22 protein-coding genes and 1 riboswitch are annotated in these 22,542 nt (G+C 57.7%); of the genes, 12 read left to right on the forward strand and 10 right to left on the reverse strand.

Translation table 11 applies throughout. The features are described from left to right. Positions 1–45: 45 nt before the first annotated feature. The 6 genes from HXW73_RS06295 to epmB all read right to left on the reverse strand — a co-directional run bounded on the left by HXW73_RS06295 (position 46) and on the right by epmB (position 5,609). Complete coding sequence (locus HXW73_RS06295) at positions 46–684, reverse strand: urea amidolyase associated protein UAAP2 (protein WP_186255401.1); 639 nt, start codon at positions 682–684, stop codon at positions 46–48. Between the two features lie 12 nt (positions 685–696). Further along, on the reverse strand, positions 697–1,434 hold the full coding sequence (locus HXW73_RS06300) for an urea amidolyase associated protein UAAP1 (protein ID WP_186255402.1): 738 nt from the start codon (positions 1,432–1,434) through the stop codon (positions 697–699). After that, positions 1,431–2,225, reverse strand: a complete 795-nt coding sequence (locus HXW73_RS06305) for an ABC transporter ATP-binding protein (RefSeq protein ID WP_186255403.1) — start codon at positions 2,223–2,225, stop codon at positions 1,431–1,433. The genes HXW73_RS06300 and HXW73_RS06305 overlap by 4 nt, the downstream gene beginning before the upstream one ends. Beyond that, entirely contained in the window at positions 2,222–3,049 is an 828-nt protein-coding gene (locus HXW73_RS06310) for an ABC transporter permease (RefSeq protein ID WP_186255404.1), read from the reverse strand. The genes HXW73_RS06305 and HXW73_RS06310 overlap by 4 nt, the downstream gene beginning before the upstream one ends. 69 nt (positions 3,050–3,118) lie before the next feature. After that, positions 3,119–4,198, reverse strand: coding sequence for a putative urea ABC transporter substrate-binding protein (locus tag HXW73_RS06315; RefSeq protein WP_186255405.1), 1,080 nt, complete (start codon positions 4,196–4,198; stop codon positions 3,119–3,121). A 57-nt stretch (positions 4,199–4,255) separates the two neighbouring features. Beyond that, positions 4,256–4,378, reverse strand: a riboswitch (guanidine-I (ykkC/yxkD leader). Between the two features lie 211 nt (positions 4,379–4,589). Further along, the gene (gene epmB / locus HXW73_RS06320; protein WP_186255406.1) at positions 4,590–5,609 is read right to left on the reverse strand and encodes an EF-P beta-lysylation protein EpmB; all 1,020 of its coding nucleotides are present in this window, start codon (positions 5,607–5,609) and stop codon (positions 4,590–4,592) included. A gap of 107 nt (positions 5,610–5,716) precedes the next feature. On the opposite strand from epmB, the gene efp reads away from it, so the two are divergent. Both efp and epmA read left to right on the forward strand, forming a co-directional pair. Further along, positions 5,717–6,283 (forward strand): elongation factor P, encoded by a 567-nt coding sequence (gene efp / locus HXW73_RS06325; protein ID WP_186255407.1) that lies wholly within the window; start codon positions 5,717–5,719, stop codon positions 6,281–6,283. A gap of 71 nt (positions 6,284–6,354) precedes the next feature. After that, positions 6,355–7,335 carry an EF-P lysine aminoacylase EpmA gene (gene epmA, locus HXW73_RS06330; protein ID WP_186255408.1) on the forward strand — a complete coding sequence of 327 codons (981 nt, stop codon included), beginning with the start codon at positions 6,355–6,357 and terminating at the stop codon, positions 7,333–7,335. Between the two features lie 16 nt (positions 7,336–7,351). Here the strand turns inward: epmA and asd are convergent, their stop codons facing one another. Genes asd through rsgA form a run of 3 tightly spaced genes read right to left on the reverse strand, consistent with a single transcriptional unit; the run spans position 7,352 to position 10,075 of the window. Next, positions 7,352–8,185: an archaetidylserine decarboxylase gene (gene asd, locus HXW73_RS06335; RefSeq protein WP_186255409.1), complete on the reverse strand. Its 834-nt coding sequence runs from the start codon at positions 8,183–8,185 to the stop codon at positions 7,352–7,354. A 10-nt stretch (positions 8,186–8,195) separates the two neighbouring features. Then, positions 8,196–9,038 carry a sulfurtransferase gene (locus tag HXW73_RS06340; RefSeq protein WP_186255410.1) on the reverse strand — a complete coding sequence of 281 codons (843 nt, stop codon included), beginning with the start codon at positions 9,036–9,038 and terminating at the stop codon, positions 8,196–8,198. Further along, entirely contained in the window at positions 9,035–10,075 is a 1,041-nt protein-coding gene (gene rsgA, locus HXW73_RS06345; protein WP_186255411.1) for a small ribosomal subunit biogenesis GTPase RsgA, read from the reverse strand. The genes HXW73_RS06340 and rsgA overlap by 4 nt, the downstream gene beginning before the upstream one ends. 85 nt (positions 10,076–10,160) lie before the next feature. Here rsgA and orn point away from each other — a divergent pair, with 85 nt between their 5' ends. Next, on the forward strand, positions 10,161–10,742 hold the full coding sequence (gene orn / locus HXW73_RS06350) for an oligoribonuclease (RefSeq protein WP_186255412.1): 582 nt from the start codon (positions 10,161–10,163) through the stop codon (positions 10,740–10,742). A gap of 14 nt (positions 10,743–10,756) precedes the next feature. Here the strand turns inward: orn and queG are convergent, their stop codons facing one another. Beyond that, a complete protein-coding gene (gene queG / locus HXW73_RS06355; protein ID WP_186255413.1) occupies positions 10,757–11,848 on the reverse strand; it encodes a tRNA epoxyqueuosine(34) reductase QueG in 1,092 nt (363 codons plus the stop codon). Between the two features lie 125 nt (positions 11,849–11,973). Here queG and HXW73_RS06360 point away from each other — a divergent pair, with 125 nt between their 5' ends. The 9 genes from HXW73_RS06360 to hflC all read left to right on the forward strand — a co-directional run bounded on the left by HXW73_RS06360 (position 11,974) and on the right by hflC (position 22,404). Further along, on the forward strand, positions 11,974–13,467 hold the full coding sequence (locus tag HXW73_RS06360; RefSeq protein ID WP_186255414.1) for an NAD(P)H-hydrate dehydratase: 1,494 nt from the start codon (positions 11,974–11,976) through the stop codon (positions 13,465–13,467). Positions 13,468–13,478: 11 nt separating this feature from the next. After that, positions 13,479–13,976 carry a tRNA (adenosine(37)-N6)-threonylcarbamoyltransferase complex ATPase subunit type 1 TsaE gene (tsaE, locus tag HXW73_RS06365; protein ID WP_186255415.1) on the forward strand — a complete coding sequence of 166 codons (498 nt, stop codon included), beginning with the start codon at positions 13,479–13,481 and terminating at the stop codon, positions 13,974–13,976. Then, positions 13,967–15,475, forward strand: coding sequence for an N-acetylmuramoyl-L-alanine amidase (locus HXW73_RS06370; RefSeq protein ID WP_446719000.1), 1,509 nt, complete (start codon positions 13,967–13,969; stop codon positions 15,473–15,475). Before tsaE ends, HXW73_RS06370 begins: the two co-directional genes overlap by 10 nt. A 9-nt stretch (positions 15,476–15,484) precedes the next feature. After that, complete coding sequence (gene mutL / locus HXW73_RS06375; RefSeq protein ID WP_186255416.1) at positions 15,485–17,401, forward strand: DNA mismatch repair endonuclease MutL; 1,917 nt, start codon at positions 15,485–15,487, stop codon at positions 17,399–17,401. A 45-nt stretch (positions 17,402–17,446) separates the two neighbouring features. Beyond that, positions 17,447–18,385 (forward strand): tRNA (adenosine(37)-N6)-dimethylallyltransferase MiaA, encoded by a 939-nt coding sequence (gene miaA / locus HXW73_RS06380; RefSeq protein WP_186255417.1) that lies wholly within the window; start codon positions 17,447–17,449, stop codon positions 18,383–18,385. Positions 18,386–18,521: 136 nt separating this feature from the next. Next, the gene (hfq, locus tag HXW73_RS06385; protein ID WP_066321194.1) at positions 18,522–18,770 is read left to right on the forward strand and encodes an RNA chaperone Hfq; all 249 of its coding nucleotides are present in this window, start codon (positions 18,522–18,524) and stop codon (positions 18,768–18,770) included. A gap of 37 nt (positions 18,771–18,807) precedes the next feature. Continuing rightward, on the forward strand, positions 18,808–20,118 hold the full coding sequence (hflX, locus tag HXW73_RS06390) for a ribosome rescue GTPase HflX (protein WP_186255418.1): 1,311 nt from the start codon (positions 18,808–18,810) through the stop codon (positions 20,116–20,118). Positions 20,119–20,256: 138 nt separating this feature from the next. Next, the gene (hflK, locus tag HXW73_RS06395) at positions 20,257–21,519 is read left to right on the forward strand and encodes an FtsH protease activity modulator HflK (protein WP_186255419.1); all 1,263 of its coding nucleotides are present in this window, start codon (positions 20,257–20,259) and stop codon (positions 21,517–21,519) included. Next, positions 21,520–22,404, forward strand: a complete 885-nt coding sequence (gene hflC, locus HXW73_RS06400; protein WP_186255420.1) for a protease modulator HflC — start codon at positions 21,520–21,522, stop codon at positions 22,402–22,404. Positions 22,405–22,542 lie beyond the last annotated feature (138 nt).

The raw sequence follows: 22,542 nt of genomic DNA on the forward strand, positions 1-22,542 counted from the left end.
CCGCAGGTTGCTTGGCCTTCTAGGGTCGTCCCTAGGGCGAATCACTTATTCCCAAACCAACAGCTCAATGGGGGTGGGGTTGTAGCCGTTGCAGGGGTTGTTGAGCTGGGGGCAGTTGGAGACCAGTACGATCACATCCATCTCGGCGATCATCTCCACGTATTTGCTTGGCGCGGAGATGCCGTCCTCAAACGTCAGCCCACCGTCGGCGGTGACCGGCACGTTCATAAAGAAGTTGATGTTGTGGGTGATATCGCGCTTGGTAAGCCCGAACTCCGGATAGTTGGCAATCGCCTGCATCCAGTTATCCCGGCAGGAGTGCATATGGCGCTTTTCCAGGTCGTAGCGCACGGTGTTGCTCTCGCTGGCGCAGGCGCCGCCCAGGGTGTCGTGGCGGCCACAGGTGTCGGCGCTGATCGTCAGCATGGCTCGGCCTTCGCTGGACATCAGCGTGGTGCCTGCGGTGAGGTAGACCGCGCCCTGCTCGCGTACCGTATCCATGGCGCTGTAGCGCTCGCTGGTATCGTCAGCACTGAAGAACAGCGTGTCGGCGGCTTGATTGCCCTCTAAATCGAGAATGCGCAGGATCTGTCCGCGCTTGACCGTGCCAATGTAGTGATCGCCTGCATTCACCGTGGTGCGGCTCAAGGCGTTTTCGGGGCGTAGAGTACTTTCAATAATCATGCGGTATCTCCCTTATAAGCCGAGGTGGTAGAGGCGATTGTTGGCAAAGCCGCGGGCGTTTTCGGGCCGCGAGCGGTAACAGGGGTCGTCTTCTGTCACCGGCCCGGCGGTGCCGAGGGCGATATCCACGCCGCGGCGGGGATAGTCGGCGCTGGGGTCGAGGGGGTGCGGGCAGGTGTGCAGCAGCGCCAACGTGTCCATCTCAAAACGCAGTGTGACGCTTTTACCGGGCTGGCAATGACCCGGCACATAGCGCAGCTTGCCTTCGTCGTCGCTCTCGACCCGGGAGAAGAGGTTGAGATTGGCGGCCATATCCCGACGACCCAGGCCGTACTTGGCGAGCTCCACCAGAAAGGCGTCGAAACCGGTGAGGGTCCAGTCGTTGTGGGCCTGCTGATAGCTGACCGGCTGCCAGCCTTTTTTCAGCAGATGATGGGGCATCAGGTTGCCGCCAACGCTATCGTGCCAGCCCAGGTCATCATGGGTGATGGAGGCAAAAATGCGCCCCATATCGGAGTAAAGGCAGTGGCCCTGAGTCAGCTTAAAGGTGTGCTGGCACTTTAAGGTGTCCGGCAGGTTTAAGCGTTCCAGCAGGTTTTCCGGGTTGTAGCACAAAAACCCTACGTTGCTGTCGGCTTCCTGCGCGGTCAGGGTTAAAGTGGTGCCGCGGCGCAGGCGTAGCGACCAGTGGTGGCCGCCGGGTAAATGGGTGGTGTAAGCGGGTTCGCTATTCATAGCAGCGTCTGTCATAGCAGCGTCTCCTGGGTGTGGGTTTTCAGGCCGCCTTGTTGAAGCGCCTCTTGTACATCTGTTGAGGGACGGTCTCTCGAAATGGGCAGGTCGTAGGTGATCGTGGCCCCAAACGCTTCCGGTGCCTGTGGGTCGTGGCGGGTTTTATCGAAGACCCACAGTCGGGTGCCCAGCTCAAACGCCTCTTTAAGATCGTGGGTGATCATAAAGATGGTGAGCTGCTGCTCTTGCCACAGGCGGTTGATCAGCACGTGCATATCCTGACGAATGCCCGGGTCCAGGGCGCCGAAAGGCTCATCAAGCAACAAAATACGCGGCCGCATCATCAGCGCCTGGGCGATGGCCAGGCGCTGCTGCATACCACCGGAAAGCTCGTGGGGGTATTTGTTAAGCGCGTGATCCAGGCCGACTTCGTCGATACGAGCGCGGGCTTTTTCCACAGCGCGACGCTTGGCGGCACCGAAACTCTTGCCCAACAGCCTGGAACTGTGTAGCTCATCGGCAATCATCACGTTACCGAGCACGGTTAAGTGTGGGAACACCGAGTACTTCTGGAACACCACGCCGCGATCCGGCCCCGGTTCATTGGGAATGGGCTGATCATCCAGGGTTAAGCTGCCTCGTGAGGTGGCTTCGGTGCCCAGCAGCATTTTCAAAAAGGTGGTTTTACCGCAACCCGAGGCACCCACTAAGGTGACAAACTCGCCAGCCTCAACGCTGAAATTAAGGTTTTCCAGCACCACGTGATTCCCGTAGTGCTTTTCTAACCGTTTGGCCGCCAGCAGGCTCATGAATTATCTCCTTCGCCTGCGTGGTACCACGGGAATGCCAGCCGCGACACCCAGGCCAACAGTTGGTCAAGCAGGAACGCCAGCAGGGTGATCCAGGCCACATAGGGCAGGATTATGTCCATGGAAAGATAACGACGGACGAGAAAGATGCGGTAGCCAAGACCTTCCTGGGCGGCAATCGCTTCGGCGGCGATCAAAAACAGCCAGGCGGTGCCCAGGGCCAGGCGGGTGGCGTTGATGAGTCGTGGGGTCAGTTGTGGCAACAATACTCTGATCAGCACCTGCCAGGAGCTGGCGCCTAGGGTTTGTGCCTTGATCAACTGCTCGTCAGGAAGTCGCAAGGCATGACCTTGTATATCGCGGATCAGAAAGGGGGTTACGCCTATCACGATCAGCGCGATTTTGGCGGCTTCGCCCGTGCCAAAAGCGATAAACAGAATGGGCAGTACCGCCATGGGGGGAATCAGCGATAGCACCGTAATAAGCGGTGAAAACTTGGCGCGAATAATCGGTAGACCGCCACTTAAAAGCCCTACCGTGAGCCCGAGTGTGGCACTAATGGCGACACCAATGAGTAACCGTTCGAGGCTGGCAGCCGTGTCTGCCCAGAGGACGATATCACCGGTGCGGCGGTTGGCTTCTGTTGCCAGTGTGATAAAAGTTTCGGCCATGGTGGCTGGGGCTGGGAGCAGGCGGTCGTCAGGATTATCGGCGAGGCGTGCTGTCGATAAGCCGATATAAACCATGGCAATCAGCAGGAGTGGCACCAGCCCGAGCAGCCAGCGTCCTCCTCGTGACGGGGTAATATTAATGAATCGCTTCATGGACGATTTCCATCAGCAGAGAAAGCAGAGGTCGGCGCTGACATCCAGCGCCGATGGCTATCGATGGGGTTATTCCTGAGCGTCGATATAGGCCTGAGTGAAGCTTGGATCGAAGCGCAGGTTAATGTTGCCCTCGTCGCCAAACACACCTTGGGGCGTTTCTATGCCGACGACTTCAGCATCGGGCGCCATATCACCCAGCAAACCATGTTCAAAACTGAATTCGGCGACCCGTTGCATGGTGGTGAGTAGCTCTTCGCCCTGGATAAGCGTCAGGGCTTCGCTGGGATCGGTGTACATCCGGGTTGCGTCGAGCTGGGCGCGGTAGCCTTCAAGGTCGGTGCCTGCCGCGTTGGCCATCTGGCTTAGGGCTTCTTCATCATCGGCTGCCATCAGCGCCATGACTTCATACCAAGCGCCTACCAGGGCATGGCCAAAATCGGGATTGGCCGCCAGGGTATCGGTATTAACCACCATGAGGTCCAGAATCTCGCCGGGAATCTCGCTGGAATTGAAAACCAGGTGGCTGTCTTCCAGATCAGTGACAGTGGAAAGCTGCGGGTTCCAGGTCACTACGGCGTCGACTTCATCGCGGCTGGCAAAAAGACTGGCGATATCGGCGTCACCGGTATTCACCGTGGTGACATCGCGCTCGCTCATGCCGACGCTGTCTAGCGCCCGGGCCAGGAGATAATGCGATACGCTGAACTGGACCAGATTGACGTCGCGCCCAGCAATGTCCTCAAGGTTGTCGGTATTTTTGAGCACAACGCCGTCGTTACCGTCTGAATAGTCGCCGACGATAAGCGCGGTGGAATCGACCCCGCTGGCGGCAGGAATGGTCAAGGCGTCCATATTGGTCATGGCGCAGCCGTCAACGTTGCCAGAGGTAAACTGGTTGATTGATTCGACGTAGTCATTCACCTGGACGATATCAACGTTGATGTCGTACTTGTCGGCCCATTTATCCATGATGCCGCTGTCGTCGAGATAGCCCCATGGCATCCACCCGGCATAGATAGACCAGCAGACGCTAAATTCATCGCGTTCTTGTGCTTGAACGGGGGTGCTAGTGAGCGATGCGGCCAGCAGTGCGGCAGAGAGTGGGAGCGACAAGGTTGTAGCAGATAAACGAATGGAACGGGTCATGGCAGCCTCCAGCGGCTAAGAGAAAACTCGGGGGCATCGGCGCATCGCTGCACCTTATCCTCCCGGGCTTTTGTCCCGCCGTGTAACCTACCGCTTTAGCGTTAGGTCGATTGCTCTCGGACCAGCCACATCCATCAGGGGTCATACGTTGATGGTGTCGGAACCCTAGCGATCTATTGGAAACTGAATTGTCTGGCAGCGTTAGCTACCGATACCCCGATTGTTACGCTTATATACCTAGCAAAATCGTGGCCGATTTAATCTAATTCTTTGAATTTCAGATAATTAGATTTAATACACCGTTAAGGTGACAGGTGCAGCGACTCGCTTTATGCATTTTAATGGTGCGTAAACGTTGGCTTCTGCACCGGTTTGATCCGATTGGTCAGCGTCAAAGCGGCGTTTTACTTCCTTTACCAGGAATTTCCCGTACTAGCCGCGGCATTAAGAACCCCGGCAAATGGTCGCGCAGCGCAGTCACCAGCTCGCGGGCTTCTTCATCCGGTACATCAAAATGCGCAGCGCCCTGAACGGGGTCCAGCACGTGCAGGTAGTAGGGCAGTATGCCCGCCTCGAACAGCCGTTCAGACAGTGTGGCTAAGGTTGTCACGTCGTCGTTAACATCGCGCAGCAGGACACTTTGGTTGAGTAGTGTCGCACCCGCTTGTTTAAGCCGAGCGCAGGCATCGACTACTGCCTGATCAATCTCGTTGGCGTGGTTGATATGCAGTACCACAACTTTTTGCAAGCGGGTCGAGGCCAGCCAGCCAAGCAGGGCGTCATCAACCCGGTCAGGGATTACCACCGGAAGCCGCGTGTGAATGCGCAGCCGTTTGAGATGCGGGATGCTTTCAAGCTGCTCGACCAGCCAGGCCAGTTGGCGGTCATTGGCCGCCAGCGGATCACCACCGGAGAGAATCGCCTCGTGAATGGAGGTGTCGGCGCGTAGGTAGTCGAGGGCTTCCTGCCACTGTGCCCTGGAGGGTGAGTTGTCGCTGTAAGGAAAATGGCGGCGAAAGCAGTAGCGGCAGTTGATCGCACAATTGGGGCTGGCGATCAGCAACACGCGGCCCGCATACTTGTGAATCAGCCCTTTGGCAGGCTGATGATCGGCCTCTTCGAGGGGATCGGTCACGTAGTTGGGCGGCGTCAGAGCCTCGTCGTCGAGCGGTAGCACCTGACGCAACAGTGGGTCATGAGGGTCGCCGGGGGTAATGCGCGATAAATAGGCGTCGGGTACGCAGATATCAAACAGTTGGTGCCCTGTTTGAGCACCCGGCAGCCATTCATCGCTCAACGCAAGCTGCTGGCACAGGGCCGCCGGGTCGCGAATCGCCTGGGAGAGCTGCCGCTGCCAAGACGCAACTTGGGTCGTGGGGCGCTTGTCGGCGATAATGATGTTCTCCTGCAAAAAGCCCTCCTTCGGGTTATCATGCGCGCACTTATCCAAAAACGATCCTCAGAGGCGAAGCGATACATCGCGCCTCACGTTACTGAAATGCATCATTGAGAGGCAATATGGCGAACTATTCTACCAACGAATTCAAGGGCGGTCTGAAAGTAATGCTCGACGGTGATCCTTGCTCGATCATAGAGAACGAGCTGGTCAAGCCGGGCAAAGGCCAAGCCTTTAACCGCGTCAAGCTGCGTAACCTGATGACCGGCCGCGTGGGCGAGCGTACCTTTAAATCGGGTGATTCGTTAGAGGGTGCCGACGTCATGGAGCTGGAGATGGAGTATCTCTATAACGATAGCGAAATGTGGTACTTCATGAAAACCGATGGCTCCTTCGAGCAGTATGCGGTGGAAAAGAAAGCGCTCGGCGAGACCGAAAAATGGTTAAAGGAGCAGGTGCCTTATACCGTTACCTTGTGGAACGACAACGCTATCCAGGTATCAGCCCCCAATTTTATCGAGCTGGAAGTGGTTGAAACCGACCCGGGTTTGAAAGGCGATACCGCCCAAGGCGGCTCCAAGCCTGCGACTTTGTCTTCCGGTGCGGTGGTGCGTGTGCCGCTGTTTATCAATGAGGGGGAAGTCCTCAAGATTGATACGCGTAGTGGTGAATACGTCTCGCGTGCCTAAGAAGGCTCCAGGAACGTAGCATATTGACAGCCACGCCCCAGCGCGTGGCTTTATTTTTTGGAGAAAGGCCAATGACGGAAAGTTGGCGACCGACGGCAACCATCGACACGCTGCGTGAGCGAGCCCGTTTACTGGCGAGCGTACGGCGTTTTTTTGCTGCGCGCGATGTGCTGGAGGTTGAGACGCCGGTTTTAGGGCAGGGCGGCAGCACCGATGTCCATCTGGTCTCGCTTGCCACAATGGCGCGTACCGATAAAGGCCAGCGTCGGCTGTGGCTGCAAACCTCGCCGGAATTTCATATGAAGAGGCTGCTGGCGGCGGGTAGCGGTCCTATTTTTCAGCTGGCAAGAAGCTTCCGCGATGGCGAAGTGGGCGCCCGGCACAACCTCGAATTCACCATGCTGGAATGGTACCGCCCAGGATTTACCCTGGCAGATCTGATCGACGAAACGACCACCTTGGTCGCTAATATTCTGCCTAGTTTTTACGGGCCGGTGGTGCATTACCGTTATCGTCAGCTGTTTCATACCCATTTAGCGGTCGACCCGTTCACTACCTCGCTAGAGGCATTGCGCAGGCTGGCAACTGATCACGGTCAGATGCCGAATGGGGCGATGGCGAACGAGGGGCGCGATACGTGCCTCGATTTGTTGATGGGGCTGGTGATAGAACCGCAGTTAGGGCGCAACGAACTGAGTGTGGTGGTGGATTACCCGGCAAGCCAGGCGGCGCTGGCACGTCGCCATCAAGATACTGACGGTGAGTGGGTTGCCTCACGCTTTGAGCTTTACCTAAACGGCATTGAATTGGCCAACGGTTACGATGAACTGACCGATGCGGCTGAGCAGCGTGCCCGCTTTATTGAAGATAACGCCGAGCGCCGCCGTTTGGGCTTGCCTGAGGTGGACGTGGATGAACGCCTGCTGGCCGCCCTTGACCATGGCATGCCAGATGGGGCTGGGGTGGCGCTGGGAATTGACCGTCTGGTGCAGCTGGCGCTTGGCAAAGCACGCCTGGAAGACGTGCTGGCGTTCTCGACGCCTAATTGCTAGATATTGGCATTAGCGATCAATAACTCCCCAGTGACTCTCCCATGCTGACCATCGTGGCGAGGGGTCGCTCTTCGAAATTGACCGGTTTGGCAAAGCACATCACCACCGTGGAGCCGAGCTTGAAGCGGCCCATTTCAGCGCCTTTTTCCAGGGTGACCGGTTGGCCAAACTGCATGCGCTGAGGATGGCCGGAAAGCGGTGTGACCTGGCCCGACCAGACGGTTTCGATCGCCGCGACGATCATGGCGCCCACCAGGACCATGGCCATTGGCCCCTGTTCGGTATCAAAGATGCACACCAGTCGTTCGTTGCGGGCAAATAGACCCGGCACATAGTTGGCCGTGGCCTGGTTGACCGAGAACAGCCTTCCGGGGACGTAGATCATTTCCCGCAGCGTGCCGGTGACCGGCATATGCACTCGATGGTAGTCCTTTGGCGAGAGGTACACCGTCGCAAAGCTGCCGCCGAGAAACTCTTCTGCCAGCGCTGTATCGCCGCCGAGCAGGGTTTGCGCCGAGTAGGTATGTCCCTTGGCTTGAACGAGCTGGCCAGCCTGGAAGCGGCCATACTGTGAAAGTGTGCCGTCGGCGGGACTGATAATGCCTTCGTGAATCGGACGGGCATCCTCTTTTAGCGCGCGAGTAAAAAAGTCGTTAAAGGTGGTATAGGCCGCCGGGTCAGGCTCCAGCGCCTGGCTCATATCCACGTTAAAGCGCCTGATAAAGGCGTTGATCAGAGTGTTTTTGACCCAGGGATTATCACACTGGGCAAACAGGCCGGTCAGACGCGAGAGCGCGTGGTGAGGCAGCGGGTACTGAATCAGCGAAAAAGCTTTTTGGGAAAAGGTCACAATAATATCTTCACTTCTCGATCGGCGTGTCGTCGCGGTTGCCCCATTCACCCCAGGAGCCCGCATAGCCGCGCATGTTAAAGCCTAGCGCCTTGCCGACCAGCCAGGTGAAGCTGCTGCGGTGGTGACTTTGGCAGTGGGTGGCGATTTCCATTTCAGGGGTCAGGCCGAGCGCACCGAGCTCGGTCACCAGTTCGGCGTAATCGCGAATGCGCAGAGCCCGGTGGCGATCCATGACGTTCAGCCAATCCATGTTGACCGCCCCCGGAATATGTCCAAGATGCTTATTGTTACCCTTCTCGCCGTCGTATTCGGCGGTTGAGCGTGCATCCCAGATGGCAAACTGTTTATCGTCGAGCTTCTGTTTGATCTCGTCGGCGGTAATCAGCGCCTGGGGATTGAGTATTTCGGCCTGATAATCGCTGGGTGTAGGCGCTGAGGGCTCGGTGCTTTCTTCAAGTCCTTCATCGCGCCAAGCGTGTATGCCGCCGTTCAGATAGGAATAGCGGGTATGGCCGATAAGCTCCAGCGTCCACAGTAGCCGCGCCGCCCAGCCGCCGCCTTCGTCATCGTAGGCGACGACATGGGTATCGCGGGTAAGGCCGAGCGCGCTGAACAGCCGCGAAAGCGCCTCAACGCTGGGCACATCGTTGGGAACAGGCCCTTCACCACGCATCAAATAGCGGAAGTCGAGGAAAATGGCGCCAGGCACATGGCCCTGGCGGTAGCTGTCGGGGTTTACCGGCACATCGATGATAAGTAGCTGAGGGTCGTCCAGGCGTTCCTGAAGTTGCTCGGGCTCAACAATCAAAGGTAGCACGTTGGTTTCAGACGAGTGGCTCTCGGTGCTCATGGGCGACTCCTTATGGGTTCAGCATTCAGGCTATCAACAATACGCCTGTAGCTGGCAAATCGTTCGGGATGGATCTTGCCTGCCTCTACTGCTTCAAGTAAAGCACAACCCGGCTCAGCACGGTGGCGGCAGTCGCGAAAACGGCAGTGGCCGATAAACGGCCGGAACTCAATGAAACCGTCGGTGACCGCCTGTTCATCAAGATGGATCAGGCCAAATTCACGAATACCTGGCGAGTCGATCAATTCACCGTCGATGACTTCATCCGTGCGCATGGTATAAAGCCGTGCCGTTGTCGTTGTATGGGTGCCTTTGCGTGAATCTTCAGACAGGGCCCCGATGCGCAGGGTTTCATCGGGTAGCAGCAGGTCGATCAGCGATGACTTGCCTACGCCGCTTTGGCCGACAAATACCGACGTGCGTCCTTCAAGCTGGCGGCGCAGCGCATCCAGTCCTGAATCTGTCGCGGTCGTCGTGCGCACTACGGTGTAGCCCAAATGGCGGTAGCGCTCCAATAACTGCCCTAACTCGCCACCATCGTCCGGTAGTAAGTCGGTTTTATTGAGCACCAGCACCGGTGCAATACCGGTGGCTTCGGCAGCGACTAAATAACGGTCGATCAAATTGGGATGAGGCGCGGGTTCGACGGCGAAAACGATGAGTATCTGGTCGATATTGGCCGCCACCGGTTTGAGCAAGCCGCGCGCATCAGGACGCTTGAGCACGCTTGCGCGTTCGTCGCGAGCCACCACGACTCCGGAGCCTTCCTGACCTGCCCGCCAGATGACGCGGTCACCGGTTACCAATCCGTCCAGATTGGCACGCAAGTGGCAGCGCACCGGCACACCATCGGCATTGCGCACCTCCAGCGTGCGCCCAAAATGCGCCATCACGCGCCCCGGCTGTTCGGCCCCGTATTCGCCGGCGGCAAGTTTCTCGGCATCCTGTGTATCGCGCTTTTCAGCGCGCTGGGCACGTTCTGACTGAACCTTCTCGACCCGCCAACGCTGTTGACGGCTTAATTTACGTTTGCTCATGACCACCCGATGCTCGGTACAATGGCATCATTGTACCTGTTAACTGACGCAGGGTAACGAATGACCCAACATTATGGAGAGCACGATGAGCGAACAGAATGCACCGCGTGATGACCGGCTGGTCTGGATTGACCTGGAGATGACCGGGTTGGACCCTGATAAGGAGCGCATAATTGAAGTCGCTACCCTGGTCACCGACGCCCACTTGAACCTTGTGGCGGAAGGGCCAGTGATCGCCGTGAAGCAACCCGATAGCCTGCTGGCGCAGATGGATGACTGGAATCAAAAGACCCACGGTGAGTCGGGGTTAGTTGCTAGGGTGAAAGCTAGCAGGGTGGAAACGGCTGAGGCCGAGCAGCAAACCCTCGACTTTCTACGCCAGTACGTGACACCGGGCTCCTCGCCCATGTGCGGCAACAGTATCCATCAGGACCGGCGTTTTCTGGAGCGTGAAATGCCCGCGCTGTGGGCGTTTTTCCACTACCGCAACCTGGATGTATCCACCGTTAAAGAGCTGGCCAAACGCTGGAACCCAGGCGCACTGGCCGGGTTCAAGAAGCAAAACGTCCACTTGGCAATGGACGATATTAAAGAGTCGATTGCCGAGCTTTCTCATTATCGCAACACGTTTTTGCGCCTCGAGACGCAGAGCGATGAAGAGGAATAATTCCCCACTAAAGACTAAGACGCGGCGGTGGCAATGCGAGTTTCGCGCTTGAGGCGCTGCTCTTCAAGTGCCCAGGCAACATGTTCGCGTACCAGTTCGCTTGGAAAGGCTCTGCGCGCCCAGAGTGCGGCCTCAACGGCTTCGCTCCAGGGCGCGTTGCCCAGGCCCACGGCGATATTGCGCAGCCAGCGCTCGTAGCCAATGCGGCGAATGGGGCTGCCAGCCGTCTTGGCGAGAAATTCCTCTTCTCCCCAGGTGAACAGGCGAACAAGCGACGCACGGTCAAGGTCATGGCGCGGCGCAAAGTCTTCCTCCTGGGTGGCGCGGGTAAAGCGAGTGAAGGGGCATACCAGTTGGCAGTCGTCGCAGCCATAAATGCGGTTGCCCATGGCGCGGCGATATTCCACTGGAATGGCGCCGTGCAGCTCAATGGTCAGGTACGAAATGCACTTGCGTGAATCAATGACCTTATCGTCGACGATGGCCCCGGTAGGGCAGGCGGTTCGACAGGCGCTGCAACTGCCGCAGTGCTCTTCTTCAAAGGGGGCATCGACGGGAAGCGGCAAGTCGGTGTACAGCTCACCCAGGAAAAACAGTGAGCCAGCTTTGGGGTTGAGCAGCATGGCGTTTTTGCCGAACCAGCCGAGGCCGGCTTTCTGAGCGAGTGCGCGTTCCATGACCGGTGCCGAATCGACAAAGGCGCGGTAGCCAAACGCACCGACCTCGTGCTCGATCTGTTTCGCCAACTGTGCCAGGCGCTTGCGCATCAGTTTGTGATAGTCCCGCCCAAGTGCATAGCGCGACACATAGGCGCGACGGGGTTGGCCGAGGACCTTGGTGCTTTCTACCTCGGCAGGCAGGTAATCCATGCGCACGCTGATCACCCGCCGTGTGCCGGGTTCCAGTTCGGCCGGGCGGGTACGCTTGGTACCGTGTTTGGCCATAAAGCCCATTTCACCGTGGTACCCTTTGTCCAGCCAGGCGTTGAGGTGCGTTTCGTGGCTGTCCAGCTGGGTGTCGGTAATGCCCACCTGCTGAAAGCCAAGCTCACGCCCCCAGGTTTTAATGAGATCGGCAAGGCCTGCAAGGGTGTCGTCTGAAAGCATGGAGTGCGCCGCTTCGTCGCAAAAAAGAAAAGCCAGAGGAATTGGGTGTTGATACTCAACGGTTAGGCATTAGCCGAGCTATGCTAACGCATTGCCGGGCATCACAACATGCGAAAGGAGAGATCGTGTCTCGCTTAACAACGTCTACGTTACGCCCTCTTTATAAAGCGGCTCAAGTACGCGAGCTGGATCGGCGCACGATTGCCGGGGGAATTGATGGTTTTGCCTTGATGCAGCGTGCGGCATCGAGCGCGTGGCACAGTTTTCGCTCCCGTTGGCCCCAGGCGCGCAGCGTCACGGTGCTGTGCGGGAGCGGCAACAACGGTGGCGATGGCCATGTGCTGGCAGCTCTGGCGATGCAGTCAGGGCTTAAAGTCCAGCGTATTTCGCTAAAGCCGTTGGATGAGCTGAAGGACGATGCCTTTCGTGCCGCGCAACTGGCCAGCCAAGCCGGAGTGAGCTGCGAAGAGTGGCACCCCGCGACGGTGTTGTCTGGCGAAGTGATTGTCGATGCGCTGCTTGGAACCGGCTTGAACGGCGAGGTGTCGGGGCGCTATCAACGAGCTATCGAGCTCATCAACGCAGCGCCTCAGCCGGTCTTGTCGATTGATATTCCGTCGGGGCTGGCAGCAGATACCGGTGCAGTGCTCGGTTTGGCGGTGGAAGCCGCCTGCACCGTAACGTTTATTGGCGACAAGATTGGCCTGCACACCGGTGAAGCCCCGGCGTATACGGGCGAAATCGACTTCCGTCCGCTGAGCGTCAAGGCCCAGGCGTTTTTTGATATTCCACCCACTGCCTGGCGCCTTGATGATGCCATGCTCAGCGAGGCGTTCACACCGCGCTCGCGGACCAGTCATAAAGGCCGTATGGGGCACGTATTGGTGATGGGCGGTGCGCCGGGCTTTGGCGGCGCGGCGTTGCTGGCGTCCCAGGCCGCGGCGCGTTTGGGCGCGGGCAAAGTCAGTCTGGCAACCGCTGCCGAGCATATTACTGCCAGTTTGGTGCGCTGCCCGGAAGTCATGGCCCATGCGGTACGGGGTGGCGCCGAGGCCATTGAACTGCCTCAGCAGGCGGATGCCGTGGTGGTTGGACCAGGGCTTGGTCAGGCCGCTTGGGGGCAGGCCATCCTGCAAAGTGCCTTGCAGGCAACCGTGCCGCTGGTCGTAGATGCCGATGGGTTAACTTTGCTGGCTCGCCACTGGCCAGATTTACGCCGTGATGATTGGGTGCTCACGCCGCATCCAGGTGAGGCAGCCCGTTTACTGGGCTGTTCGGTGGAGGATGTTCAGACTGACCGACCTGCAGCGGCCCAGGCACTTCAGCGCGCGCGGGGTGGCGTGGTGATACTCAAAGGCGCGGGCAGTCTGGTGGCAGGCCCTGGCGGCTTGATGGTATGCCCCTACGGCAACCCTGGCATGGCCAGTGGCGGTATGGGCGATGCGCTCAGTGGGATGCTCGGCGCACTGATTGCCCAGCGCGGCGATGTCGAAACCAGTGCCTGGCTAGGCACCCTGGTGCATGCGTTGGCGGCAGATCGAGCGGCGGCAGCGTTCGGTGAGCGTGGCTTGCTGGCGAGCGATCTGGCATCCTATGCGCGAGAATTAATTAACCCGTGAAGGCAGCCTACATGCAGGTGCAACTGGATAATGAACAAGCTCAGGTAGCCTTTGGTGAAGCCCTGGGTAACGTATTGCAGGGACGCGGGCGTATTTATCTGGAAGGCGACTTGGGGGCGGGGAAAACAACGCTGACCCGCGGCGTATTGCGGGCCTATGGCTATCATGGGGCGGTGAAAAGCCCTACCTACACGTTAGTGGAGCCTTATGAACTGACAGAACAGCGGCTTTACCATCTGGATCTATACCGCTTGTCTGACCCTGAGGAGCTCGAATTTATCGGCGGACGTGACATATTGGCAGATGATGCGCTGTGCCTGGTCGAATGGCCAAGTCGTGGCGAAGGCTGGCTACCAGAGGCGGATATTCGCCTTCAGTTGGCGGTGATTGAGCCCGGGCGTAGAGCCCGGCTAAGTGCTGGTAGCGACTTCGGCGAAAGGGTGTTGGCCATGTTAGGTGACCGCTTGTCTGGCTGCCCCCAGCAGGACGGTGTATTTCAATGGTCATAAGCGCGATGGGTATCAGTGCAAAGGTGATGAAAGCGTTGTCATTGCGCCAGGTGGCGCTGAGTATTGTGGCGATCATATCGGCGGGTCTGTGGACATCGCTTCAGGCAGCCACCGTCGAGGGCATGCGGCTCTGGGCGGCGCCAGACCATGCACGCCTGGTTTTTGACCTGTCGGGCGCGGCATCGGCTAATGTATTTTCTCTGGATGACCCTGCCCGTCTGGTCATCGATCTGGACGACAGCCAGCTTGAAGCCGACCCTGATAGCCTGTCGCTTGAAGACAGCGCCATCAGCGCACTGCGTACCGGTACCCGTGAGGGTAACGGGTTACGCGTAGTCCTTGAACTCAATCGTGAAGTAGAGCCGCGCCATTTTACGTTGGCCCCCAACGACCAGTACGGACATCGGCTTGTGGTCGATCTGGAATATCCTGGCGAAAGTGCGGTGGAAAACCCCATCGACCCTATCGAGGCGATGATTCGCGAGCAGGAAATTCAGGCGCAACGGGCCAGCGCCCGGGCGGAAGTTGGCGATAGTGAGCAAGCGGCTTCATCGGTAGAGGCATCGAACGAGCCGTCGACATCCGAAGAAGCCAAGCCGCATCCCAGGCGCGATATCATTATTGCCGTGGATGCAGGTCATGGCGGTGAAGACCCTGGAGCGATCGGCCCGGCAGGCACCCGTGAAAAAGACGTGGTGCTCGATATAAGCCAACGCTTGGCTAATACCATCAATGCGGCCGAAGGTTTCAAAGCGGTGTTGATTCGTGATGGCGACTATTACCTTGGGTTACGTCAACGAACCCAGCTTGCCCGTGAACAGAAAGCCGACTTTTTTGTCTCGATTCACGCCGATGCGTTTAACAGCCCGCGCCCACAGGGCAGCTCGGTGTACGCGCTCTCTCAACGAGGGGCGACATCAGAAACAGCACAGTGGCTGGCCGACAGCGAAAACCGCTCTGATCTGATTGGGGGAGTGGATGGTAACCTGTCTCTGCGCGATAAAGACCAGGTGTTGCGGGGTGTACTGCTGGATTTAACCATGACGGCGACGCTCAACGACTCGCTGTCGATCGGTGGTCAGGTACTAGATCAACTGGGGCGGGTGAATCGGTTGCATAAGTCCCGGGTTGAACAGGCGGGCTTTATGGTGCTCAAGTCGCCCGATATCCCGTCTCTGCTGATTGAGACGGGCTTTATATCCAACCCGGAAGAAGAGCGACGTTTACGCGATCCTGTGCACCAGCAGGGGATTGCCGAAGCTATTTTTGGCGGGTTGCAAAGCCATTTTGAGCGCTATCCACCGCCGGCGAGCCTGTTGGCTTGGCAGCGGGATAATCAACGCCGCCCAAGTGGCGATGAGTACCGCATTCAGTCCGGTGATACGCTCTCGGCGATTGCGGTGCGCCACGGTGTACCGGTGAACCAGTTAAAGCAGGCCAACGACCTCAACGGCGATGTCATCCGGGTGGGTCAAGTATTGCGTATTCCCAGTTCATGAGGTGCTGTATTGACTGAAACGACGTCCGCTAGGCCACGTATACACGTACTGGACCCGCGGTTGGCGAACCAGATTGCTGCCGGAGAGGTGGTCGAACGCCCGGCTTCGGTAACCAAGGAATTGGTCGAAAACGCCATTGACGCAGGTAGTCAGCGTATCGAAGTTGATATTGAAGCGGGCGGTGCGCGGCTCATCAAGATTCGCGATGATGGTATTGGCATTGGCGAGCAGGATCTGCCGCTGGCGCTCGCCCGCCATGCCACCAGCAAAATCGACAGCCTGGAAGATCTGGAAGGCGTTAGCTCACTGGGGTTTCGCGGTGAAGCACTGGCGTCGATCAGCTCGGTATCGCGCCTGGAACTGGTGTCTAATGCACTGGACGACCCGCGCCAAGGGTGGCGTGTAGTGGCTGAGGGCCGTGGCATGGAGACACGCGTAACGCCGGCGCCTCATCCCCGTGGCACTAGCGTCTCGGTTCGCGACCTGTTTTTTAATACCCCTGCGCGGCGCAAGTTTCTGCGCACCGAAAAAACCGAATTTGCTCACGTCGAGGAAGCCTTCCGCCGCCAGGCGTTATCGCGCTTCGACATCGCCTGGACCCTGCGGCATAACCAGAAGGTGGTCCACCAACTGCCACCAGGAGATTCGGAAACGGCCCGTGAGCGGCGTATTGCTTCGCTACTCGGCAATAACTTTATCGAGCACGCACGTTACATCGAACGCGAAGCCGGTGCGCTTCGCCTGAGCGGTTGGGTGGGTTTGCCCACTCACTCCCGCGCCCAGGCAGATCAACAATACTTTTTTGTTAACGGTCGTGTGGTGCGCGATCGGCTGGTCGCCCATGCCGTTCGCCAGGCGTACCGCGATGTTCTCTACAACGGGCGCCATCCGGTCTTCGTCCTTTACCTGACGCTTGATCCCGATGTGGTGGATGTGAATGTTCACCCTACCAAGCACGAGGTGCGTTTCCGGGATGGCCGTATGGTGCACGACTTTCTTTATTCAAGCCTGCATCACAGCCTGGCAGACGCCCGGCCCAACGCCGAAGACGTAAGCGCTGCTTCGTCATCGCAGGCAGCGACACCCGAAGAGACGCCGGGCGAGTCTGCACGCTGGCAACAGCAGGGCATGGCGCTTTCGCCCTCAGCTTCTCCATCAGCCGACCGGCACCCGGGTGGCGAACGGGTGCGCCGTTTCATGCAGGGTTATCAGGCGTTACACCCCGACCATGAAGAGACATTACTGACGCCCCAGCCGCCTGCCCATGAGGGCGCATCCAGCGAGGCGCCGGGTGACGTGCGCGAAGCGCCGCTGGCAATGCCGCACAGTGACCCGACGAGCGCGCCGCCGCTGGGGTTTGCCCTGGGTCAGCTTCACGGGGTTTATATCCTGGCCCAGAACGTCCAAGGCCTGGTGTTGGTGGATATGCACGCTGCTCACGAGCGAATCGTCTACGAGCGGATGAAAAATCAGTTGGCGGCGTCCCGGGTCGACACGCAACCGCTACTGGTGCCCGTGTCGTTGGCCGCCAGCCGCAGCGAAGTAGCCACGGTGGAAAGTGAGCGTGAGGCCATTGCCAAACTAGGAGTGGAGTTGGATGTGGCAGGTCCCGAAACCCTGTTGGTGCGCCAACTCCCGGCCTTGCTGGCCCAGGCTGACCCCGAAGCGCTGGTGCGTGAAATGCTTGAAGAACTGGCCCGCTTCGGGCGCACGCACCAGGTCGAGGCGCGAATCCACGAGCTATTGTCGACCATGGCATGCCATGGGAGCGTACGCGCCAATCGGCGGCTGACGCTGGATGAAATGAATGCGCTGCTGCGCGATATGGAGCGCACCGAGCGTAGCGACCAGTGCAATCATGGTCGCCCGACCTGGACGCAAATGGACATGAAAGCCCTGGATAGGCTATTCATGCGCGGTCAGTAACGGTTATTTTGGGATTAGGTATGGTGAGCGGAGTTTTACCAGCGAATGGCTGATACACGCCCTTGGGCAATTTTCTTAATGGGGCCGACCGCCGCAGGGAAAACCGACACAGCAATAGCGCTGCATGAGCGGTTTGGTTACCCGTTGATCAGTGTCGATTCGGCAATGGTGTATCGTGGCATGGATATCGGCAGTGCTAAGCCCAGTGCCGATGAACTTACCCGCGCGCCTCACCGATTAATCGATATTCGCGACCCGGCGGAACCGTATTCAGCGGCTGATTTTCGCTGCGATGCGCTTGATGAGATGCGACAAATCAGCGCGGCTGGCCAGGTGCCTTTGTTGGTAGGCGGTACCATGCTTTATTACAAGCACTTGATCGAAGGAGTCGCCAATCTGCCGCCGGCCGACGCCTCCATCCGCAAAGGGTTAGAGGCAAGGTGGCAGGCAGAAGGGCTTTCGGCCCTGCATCGAACATTGGCGGAGGTTGATCCGTCCTCCGCGCAGCGTATCCATCCCAACGATCCACAGCGTCTTATGCGAGCCCTGGAAGTTTACTACGCAAGCGGTCGTCCGATGAGTGCATTGTGGGCTGAACAACAACCTGAAACCTTTCCATGGCGGGTATTGTCGATAGGACTATTGCCCGCAGATCGCGCGATATTGCACCAGCGTATCGCCAAGCGGTTTGAAATGATGTTGGCAGAGGGCTTGATAGATGAGGTCGCCGCCCTCAAACAACGTAATGACTTGCATGGTAATTTGCCCGCCATTAAAAGCGTTGGTTACCGACAGGTTTGGGAATACCTGGAAGGTCGTTATGATGACGCAATGCTACACGAGCGCGGCATCATCGCCACTCGACAGCTCGCCAAGCGGCAAATTACTTGGCTGAGGCGTTGGCCGTCACTGCATTGGATCGATACGCTGCAGCCCAACGCCTTGGACAAGGTACTGAAAATCGTGCGCGGAAGCGGTGCTTAGCGTAAGATAGAAGGTTCGTAAGTCATGATTTCGAGTGGCCGAGCGAGCAGGCCTTTGGCCAACAAGATGTCGGCGTAGCACCAGTTGGGCACGCCATCCATAATTAACCCCCAACGACAGTTTTAGGGAGAGCAACATGTCCAAAGGGCAGTCCCTTCAAGACCCGTACCTGAATATTTTGCGCAAGGAGCGTATTCCGGTCTCTATTTTCCTGGTCAACGGCATTAAGTTGCAGGGCCAGATTGAATCGTTTGACCAGTTTGTCATCTTGTTGCGCAATACCGTCAGCCAGATGGTTTATAAACATGCGATCTCTACCGTCGTACCATCGCGAAATGTGCGGTTGCCTGCACAAGATCCGGCCGCTCCGGACGAAGATGAGTAACACGGTGGGATCAGCAAAACAGTCCATGAGGTATTGATTGTTTTTTGAACGCCCTGAAGCCGGCGAAACGGCAGTGCTTGTTCACGTTGATTTTCAGGATGAACAAGCGCGCGAAGACCCGGGTGAGTTTTTAGAGCTCGTACGTTCTGCCGGTGCAGAACCTGCGACATTGCTCACGGCCAGCCGCCATCGCCCTGATTCGCGCACTTTTATTGGGTCAGGAAAGTTGGAAGAGCTGCGAGCAATGCTCGCAGCTCACCAGGCCGAGTTGGTCATCTTTAACCATGGTTTAGGCCCATCGCAGCAGCGTAACCTTGAGCGTGAACTCAAGTGCCGCGTGTTAGATCGGACGGGCTTGATTCTGGATATTTTTGCACAGCGTGCACGCACCCATGAAGGTAAGCTCCAGGTTGAGCTTGCTCAGCTTGAATACGTATCCACGCGCTTGATTCGCGGGTGGACCCACTTGGAGCGTCAGAAGGGCGGTATTGGTCTGCGCGGCCCGGGTGAAACGCAGTTGGAAACCGACCGGCGCCTGCTCCGTGGCCGTATCAAGTCGATCAATAAGCGACTCGATAAAGTGCGCAGCCAGCGTGAGCAGAATCGCCGAGCTCGTGCTCGGGCAGAGATTCACAGCGTCTCACTGGTTGGTTATACCAACGCGGGAAAATCAACCCTCTTCAATGCGTTAACGCAGTCACACGTGTATGCTGCCGATCAGTTGTTCGCAACGCTTGACCCGACATTGAGACGCCTGGAAATTGAAGATGTAGGGCCCGTCGTGATGGCCGATACCGTCGGTTTTATCCGTCACCTGCCCCACAAGCTCGTGGAAGCGTTTCAGGCCACGCTCCAGGAAGCGGCTGAAGCAACGCTGCTGGTGCATGTCATCGATGCCGCCGACCCTGACCGTGATCTTAACGTTGAGCAGGTTGAGCGTGTACTGGAAGAAATTGGTGCCGATGATGTTCCGGTACTGAAAGTCATGAACAAAATTGACAAGCTGGACAGCGCGCCCCGCATTGAGCGTGGCGGACAGGGGCGGCCCGACGTCGTTTGGCTTTCAGCTCAGGAAGGCAAGGGACTTGCGTTACTCCACGAAGCGCTCACTGAGCGCTTGGCGAGCGATGTCATTGGCTTTTCGCTAACGCTATCCCCCGAGCAGGGCAAACTGCGTGCCGGTCTTCACGAATTGAATGCCGTGCGGGAGGAAGCATTTGATGAACAGGGACGTTCGGTGTTGAACGTGCGTTTGCCGCGACGCGACTTTAACCAGTTGATGGCGCAACTTGGCGAACGCGCCAATACCTATTTGCCAGCCGAGCTGCGCGAAACGAGCGAATGGTGAGCTCTCGTGACAGCGGGCGGGCACGAGCGCCCGGTCAGTGACCGAACAAGCTCCAGATTGCATAATACTAAATTGCGCTGTAGCCCCGTGTTAACGTCGGGGTTTGAGCGTGAGTGAATACCTCAGTGGAGACGAAGTATGGCCTGGAATGAGCCCGGTGGTGGCAACCAGCATGACCCTTGGAGTGGTGGTGGCCGACGAGGCGGTAGCGACGGCGGTGGAAACCGTGGTGGCAATAACGATGGCAACAATGGCAATAAAGGAGGCAACAACCAAGGCCCTCCCGATCTCGATGAAGCACTGAAAAAGTTTCAGGATAAGCTCAGTAGTATGCTCGGTGGTGGCAAGAAATCTGGCGGTGGCGGTAACAAAGGTAGCGGTGGCGGTAAGCCTCGTAATGTCTTTGCGCTACCAGGCTTGTTGATCATTGTCGCACTGGCGATCTGGGGCGCAATGGGCTTTTATCTGGTTGACCAGTCTGAGCGCGGCGTCGTGCTTCGCTTTGGCGAATATCAGGATATCGTGACGCCGGGCCTGCAATGGAATCCGCCGTTGATTGATGAAGTGCGGATGGTCAATGTGACGCGTGTGCGCTCGCTGACCCAGACCCAGTCGATGCTGACCCGCGATGAAAACATCGTTGAGGTGGAAATTTCCGCCCAGTACCGAGTGGCTGACCCACGCGACTTCGTGCTCAACGTTCGCAACCCGGAAATGTCGATTGATAATGCTCTCGACTCAGCCTTGCGTCACGTTGTCGGTGGCACTGACATGATCGACATCCTGACCTCAGGTCGTGAGATTCTGGGCAGCTCGGTCACAAGTCGTCTGCAGTCTTATCTGGACAATTACGGCGTGGGGATTCAACTGCAAACCATCAACATCGAATCTACCTCTGCACCGCAGCCCGTCATTGATGCGTTCGATGATGTTATCCGCGCCCGTGAGGATCGCCAGCGCCTGATCAACCAGGGCATGGCATACGCCAATGCGATTATTCCTGAAGCCCAGGGCCAGGCACAACGCGTGGTTGAACAGGGGCAAGGTTATCGTGAGTCTGTGGTTGCCGAAGCTCAGGGTCAGGCCAACCGCTTTAACTCCTTGCTGGCTGAATACCAGAACTCGCCGGATATCATGCGTGAACGCATGTACCTTGATGCCATTGAAGAAGTCTTTGGTGAAACGCCCAAGGTGCTGCTGGACGTAAGTGATAACGCGCCGATGATGTATCTGCCTCTTGAGCAGCTAAATCGTGGTCAGCGCGCCAGCGGCGCATCACAGCAGGGCAATAACGACGGTGTCGATCCGCAAGTGTTGGAAAGCCTGCGCAGTGGTAACAGCAGCAATCAAAGCAGTAACACTTCATCCAGTAGCAGCTCTATCCGCAGGGAGGGCCGGTAAATGATTAATAATCGATCCCTGCTAATCGTCGGCGGTATCGCCGCTGTCGCATGGCTTGCCAGTAACACGCTTTATGTCGTCGACGAAACCGAGCGTGCGGTCAAGCTGCGCTTTGGTGAGGTCGTTGAAGAAAATATTCAGCCCGGCCTGCACGCCAAGATGCCGATTGCGCAGACGGTACGTACCTTCGATACGCGCCTGTTGACGCTGGATACCGACACCAGCCGCTATCTGACCCTCGAGCAGAAAGCAGTTATCGTCGATTCCTATGTTAAATGGCAGGTGGTCAATCCCACGCGCTATTACGAGGCGACGGCCGGTGATGAAATGATGGCGACTCGCCTGATTCAGCCCCGGGTTGACGAGAGTCTGCGTAACGAATTCGGTCGACTGAACCTTCAGCAAATCATCGCCGAGCAACGCGATGACCTGATGGATGGCCCGACCGAAGAACTCGACTCTCTGATGCGCGAGGAGCTCGGTGTAGCGATTCGCGATATTCGTATCAAGCGCATCGACTTGCCCGAAGATGTATCGGCCGCTGTATTTGAGCGGATGCGCTCAGAGCGCGAGCGTGAAGCCCGCGAATGGCGTGCCCAGGGTCAAGAAGAGGCCGAGCGCATCCGTGCGAACGCGGATCGCCGTCGTCAGGTTCTTCTTGCTCAAGCCAATGAACGCTCTGAAACATTGCGCGGTGAGGGTGATGCCCAGGCGGCTGCCATCTTCTCTGAAGCCTATAGTCAGGATCAGGAGTTCTTTACCTTTTGGCGCAGTCTGAATGCCTATCGTGAGAGCTTCTCGGGTGATGACAACCTGTTGGTGCTAGAACCGGATAGTGACTTCTTCCGCTACCTGCGCAGCGCCATGCCCGAAGAAGACAGTTAAGCCATTGACGTAGGCCCCGTCGGACATCGGCGGGGTTCAACGCGTCATAAAACGTGATAGACTTTATCAACCGGGCGTCGCCCGGTTTTTTTGTGGCCCTATGTCATTGGGCCTTCATTATTGTCGTCTCGCAGGATT

It is taken from the genome of Halomonas sp. SH5A2 (genome assembly GCF_014263395.1).
Taxonomy (GTDB): Bacteria; Pseudomonadota; Gammaproteobacteria; order Pseudomonadales; family Halomonadaceae; genus Vreelandella.

Excerpts from the sequence above, each read along its gene's own strand:
- HXW73_RS06370 (WP_446719000.1), top strand. The coding sequence starts at position 13,967 with ATGGTCATAAGCGCGATGGGTATCAGTGCAAAGGTGATGAAAGCGTTG.
- HXW73_RS06310 (WP_186255404.1), bottom strand. The coding sequence starts at position 3,049 with ATGAAGCGATTCATTAATATTACCCCGTCACGAGGAGGACGCTGGCTG.
- HXW73_RS06315 (WP_186255405.1), bottom strand. The coding sequence starts at position 4,198 with ATGACCCGTTCCATTCGTTTATCTGCTACAACCTTGTCGCTCCCACTC.
- HXW73_RS06305 (WP_186255403.1), bottom strand. The coding sequence starts at position 2,225 with ATGAGCCTGCTGGCGGCCAAACGGTTAGAAAAGCACTACGGGAATCAC.
- hfq (WP_066321194.1), top strand. The coding sequence starts at position 18,522 with ATGTCCAAAGGGCAGTCCCTTCAAGACCCGTACCTGAATATTTTGCGC.
- epmA (WP_186255408.1), top strand. The coding sequence starts at position 6,355 with ATGACGGAAAGTTGGCGACCGACGGCAACCATCGACACGCTGCGTGAG.
- queG (WP_186255413.1), bottom strand. The coding sequence starts at position 11,848 with ATGCTTTCAGACGACACCCTTGCAGGCCTTGCCGATCTCATTAAAACC.
- orn (WP_186255412.1), top strand. The coding sequence starts at position 10,161 with ATGAGCGAACAGAATGCACCGCGTGATGACCGGCTGGTCTGGATTGAC.
- HXW73_RS06300 (WP_186255402.1), bottom strand. The coding sequence starts at position 1,434 with ATGACAGACGCTGCTATGAATAGCGAACCCGCTTACACCACCCATTTA.
- hflC (WP_186255420.1), top strand. The coding sequence starts at position 21,520 with ATGATTAATAATCGATCCCTGCTAATCGTCGGCGGTATCGCCGCTGTC.
- HXW73_RS06295 (WP_186255401.1), bottom strand. The coding sequence starts at position 684 with ATGATTATTGAAAGTACTCTACGCCCCGAAAACGCCTTGAGCCGCACC.
- miaA (WP_186255417.1), top strand. The coding sequence starts at position 17,447 with ATGGCTGATACACGCCCTTGGGCAATTTTCTTAATGGGGCCGACCGCC.
- rsgA (WP_186255411.1), bottom strand. The coding sequence starts at position 10,075 with ATGAGCAAACGTAAATTAAGCCGTCAACAGCGTTGGCGGGTCGAGAAG.
- HXW73_RS06340 (WP_186255410.1), bottom strand. The coding sequence starts at position 9,038 with ATGAGCACCGAGAGCCACTCGTCTGAAACCAACGTGCTACCTTTGATT.
- hflK (WP_186255419.1), top strand. The coding sequence starts at position 20,257 with ATGGCCTGGAATGAGCCCGGTGGTGGCAACCAGCATGACCCTTGGAGT.
- tsaE (WP_186255415.1), top strand. The coding sequence starts at position 13,479 with ATGCAGGTGCAACTGGATAATGAACAAGCTCAGGTAGCCTTTGGTGAA.
- efp (WP_186255407.1), top strand. The coding sequence starts at position 5,717 with ATGGCGAACTATTCTACCAACGAATTCAAGGGCGGTCTGAAAGTAATG.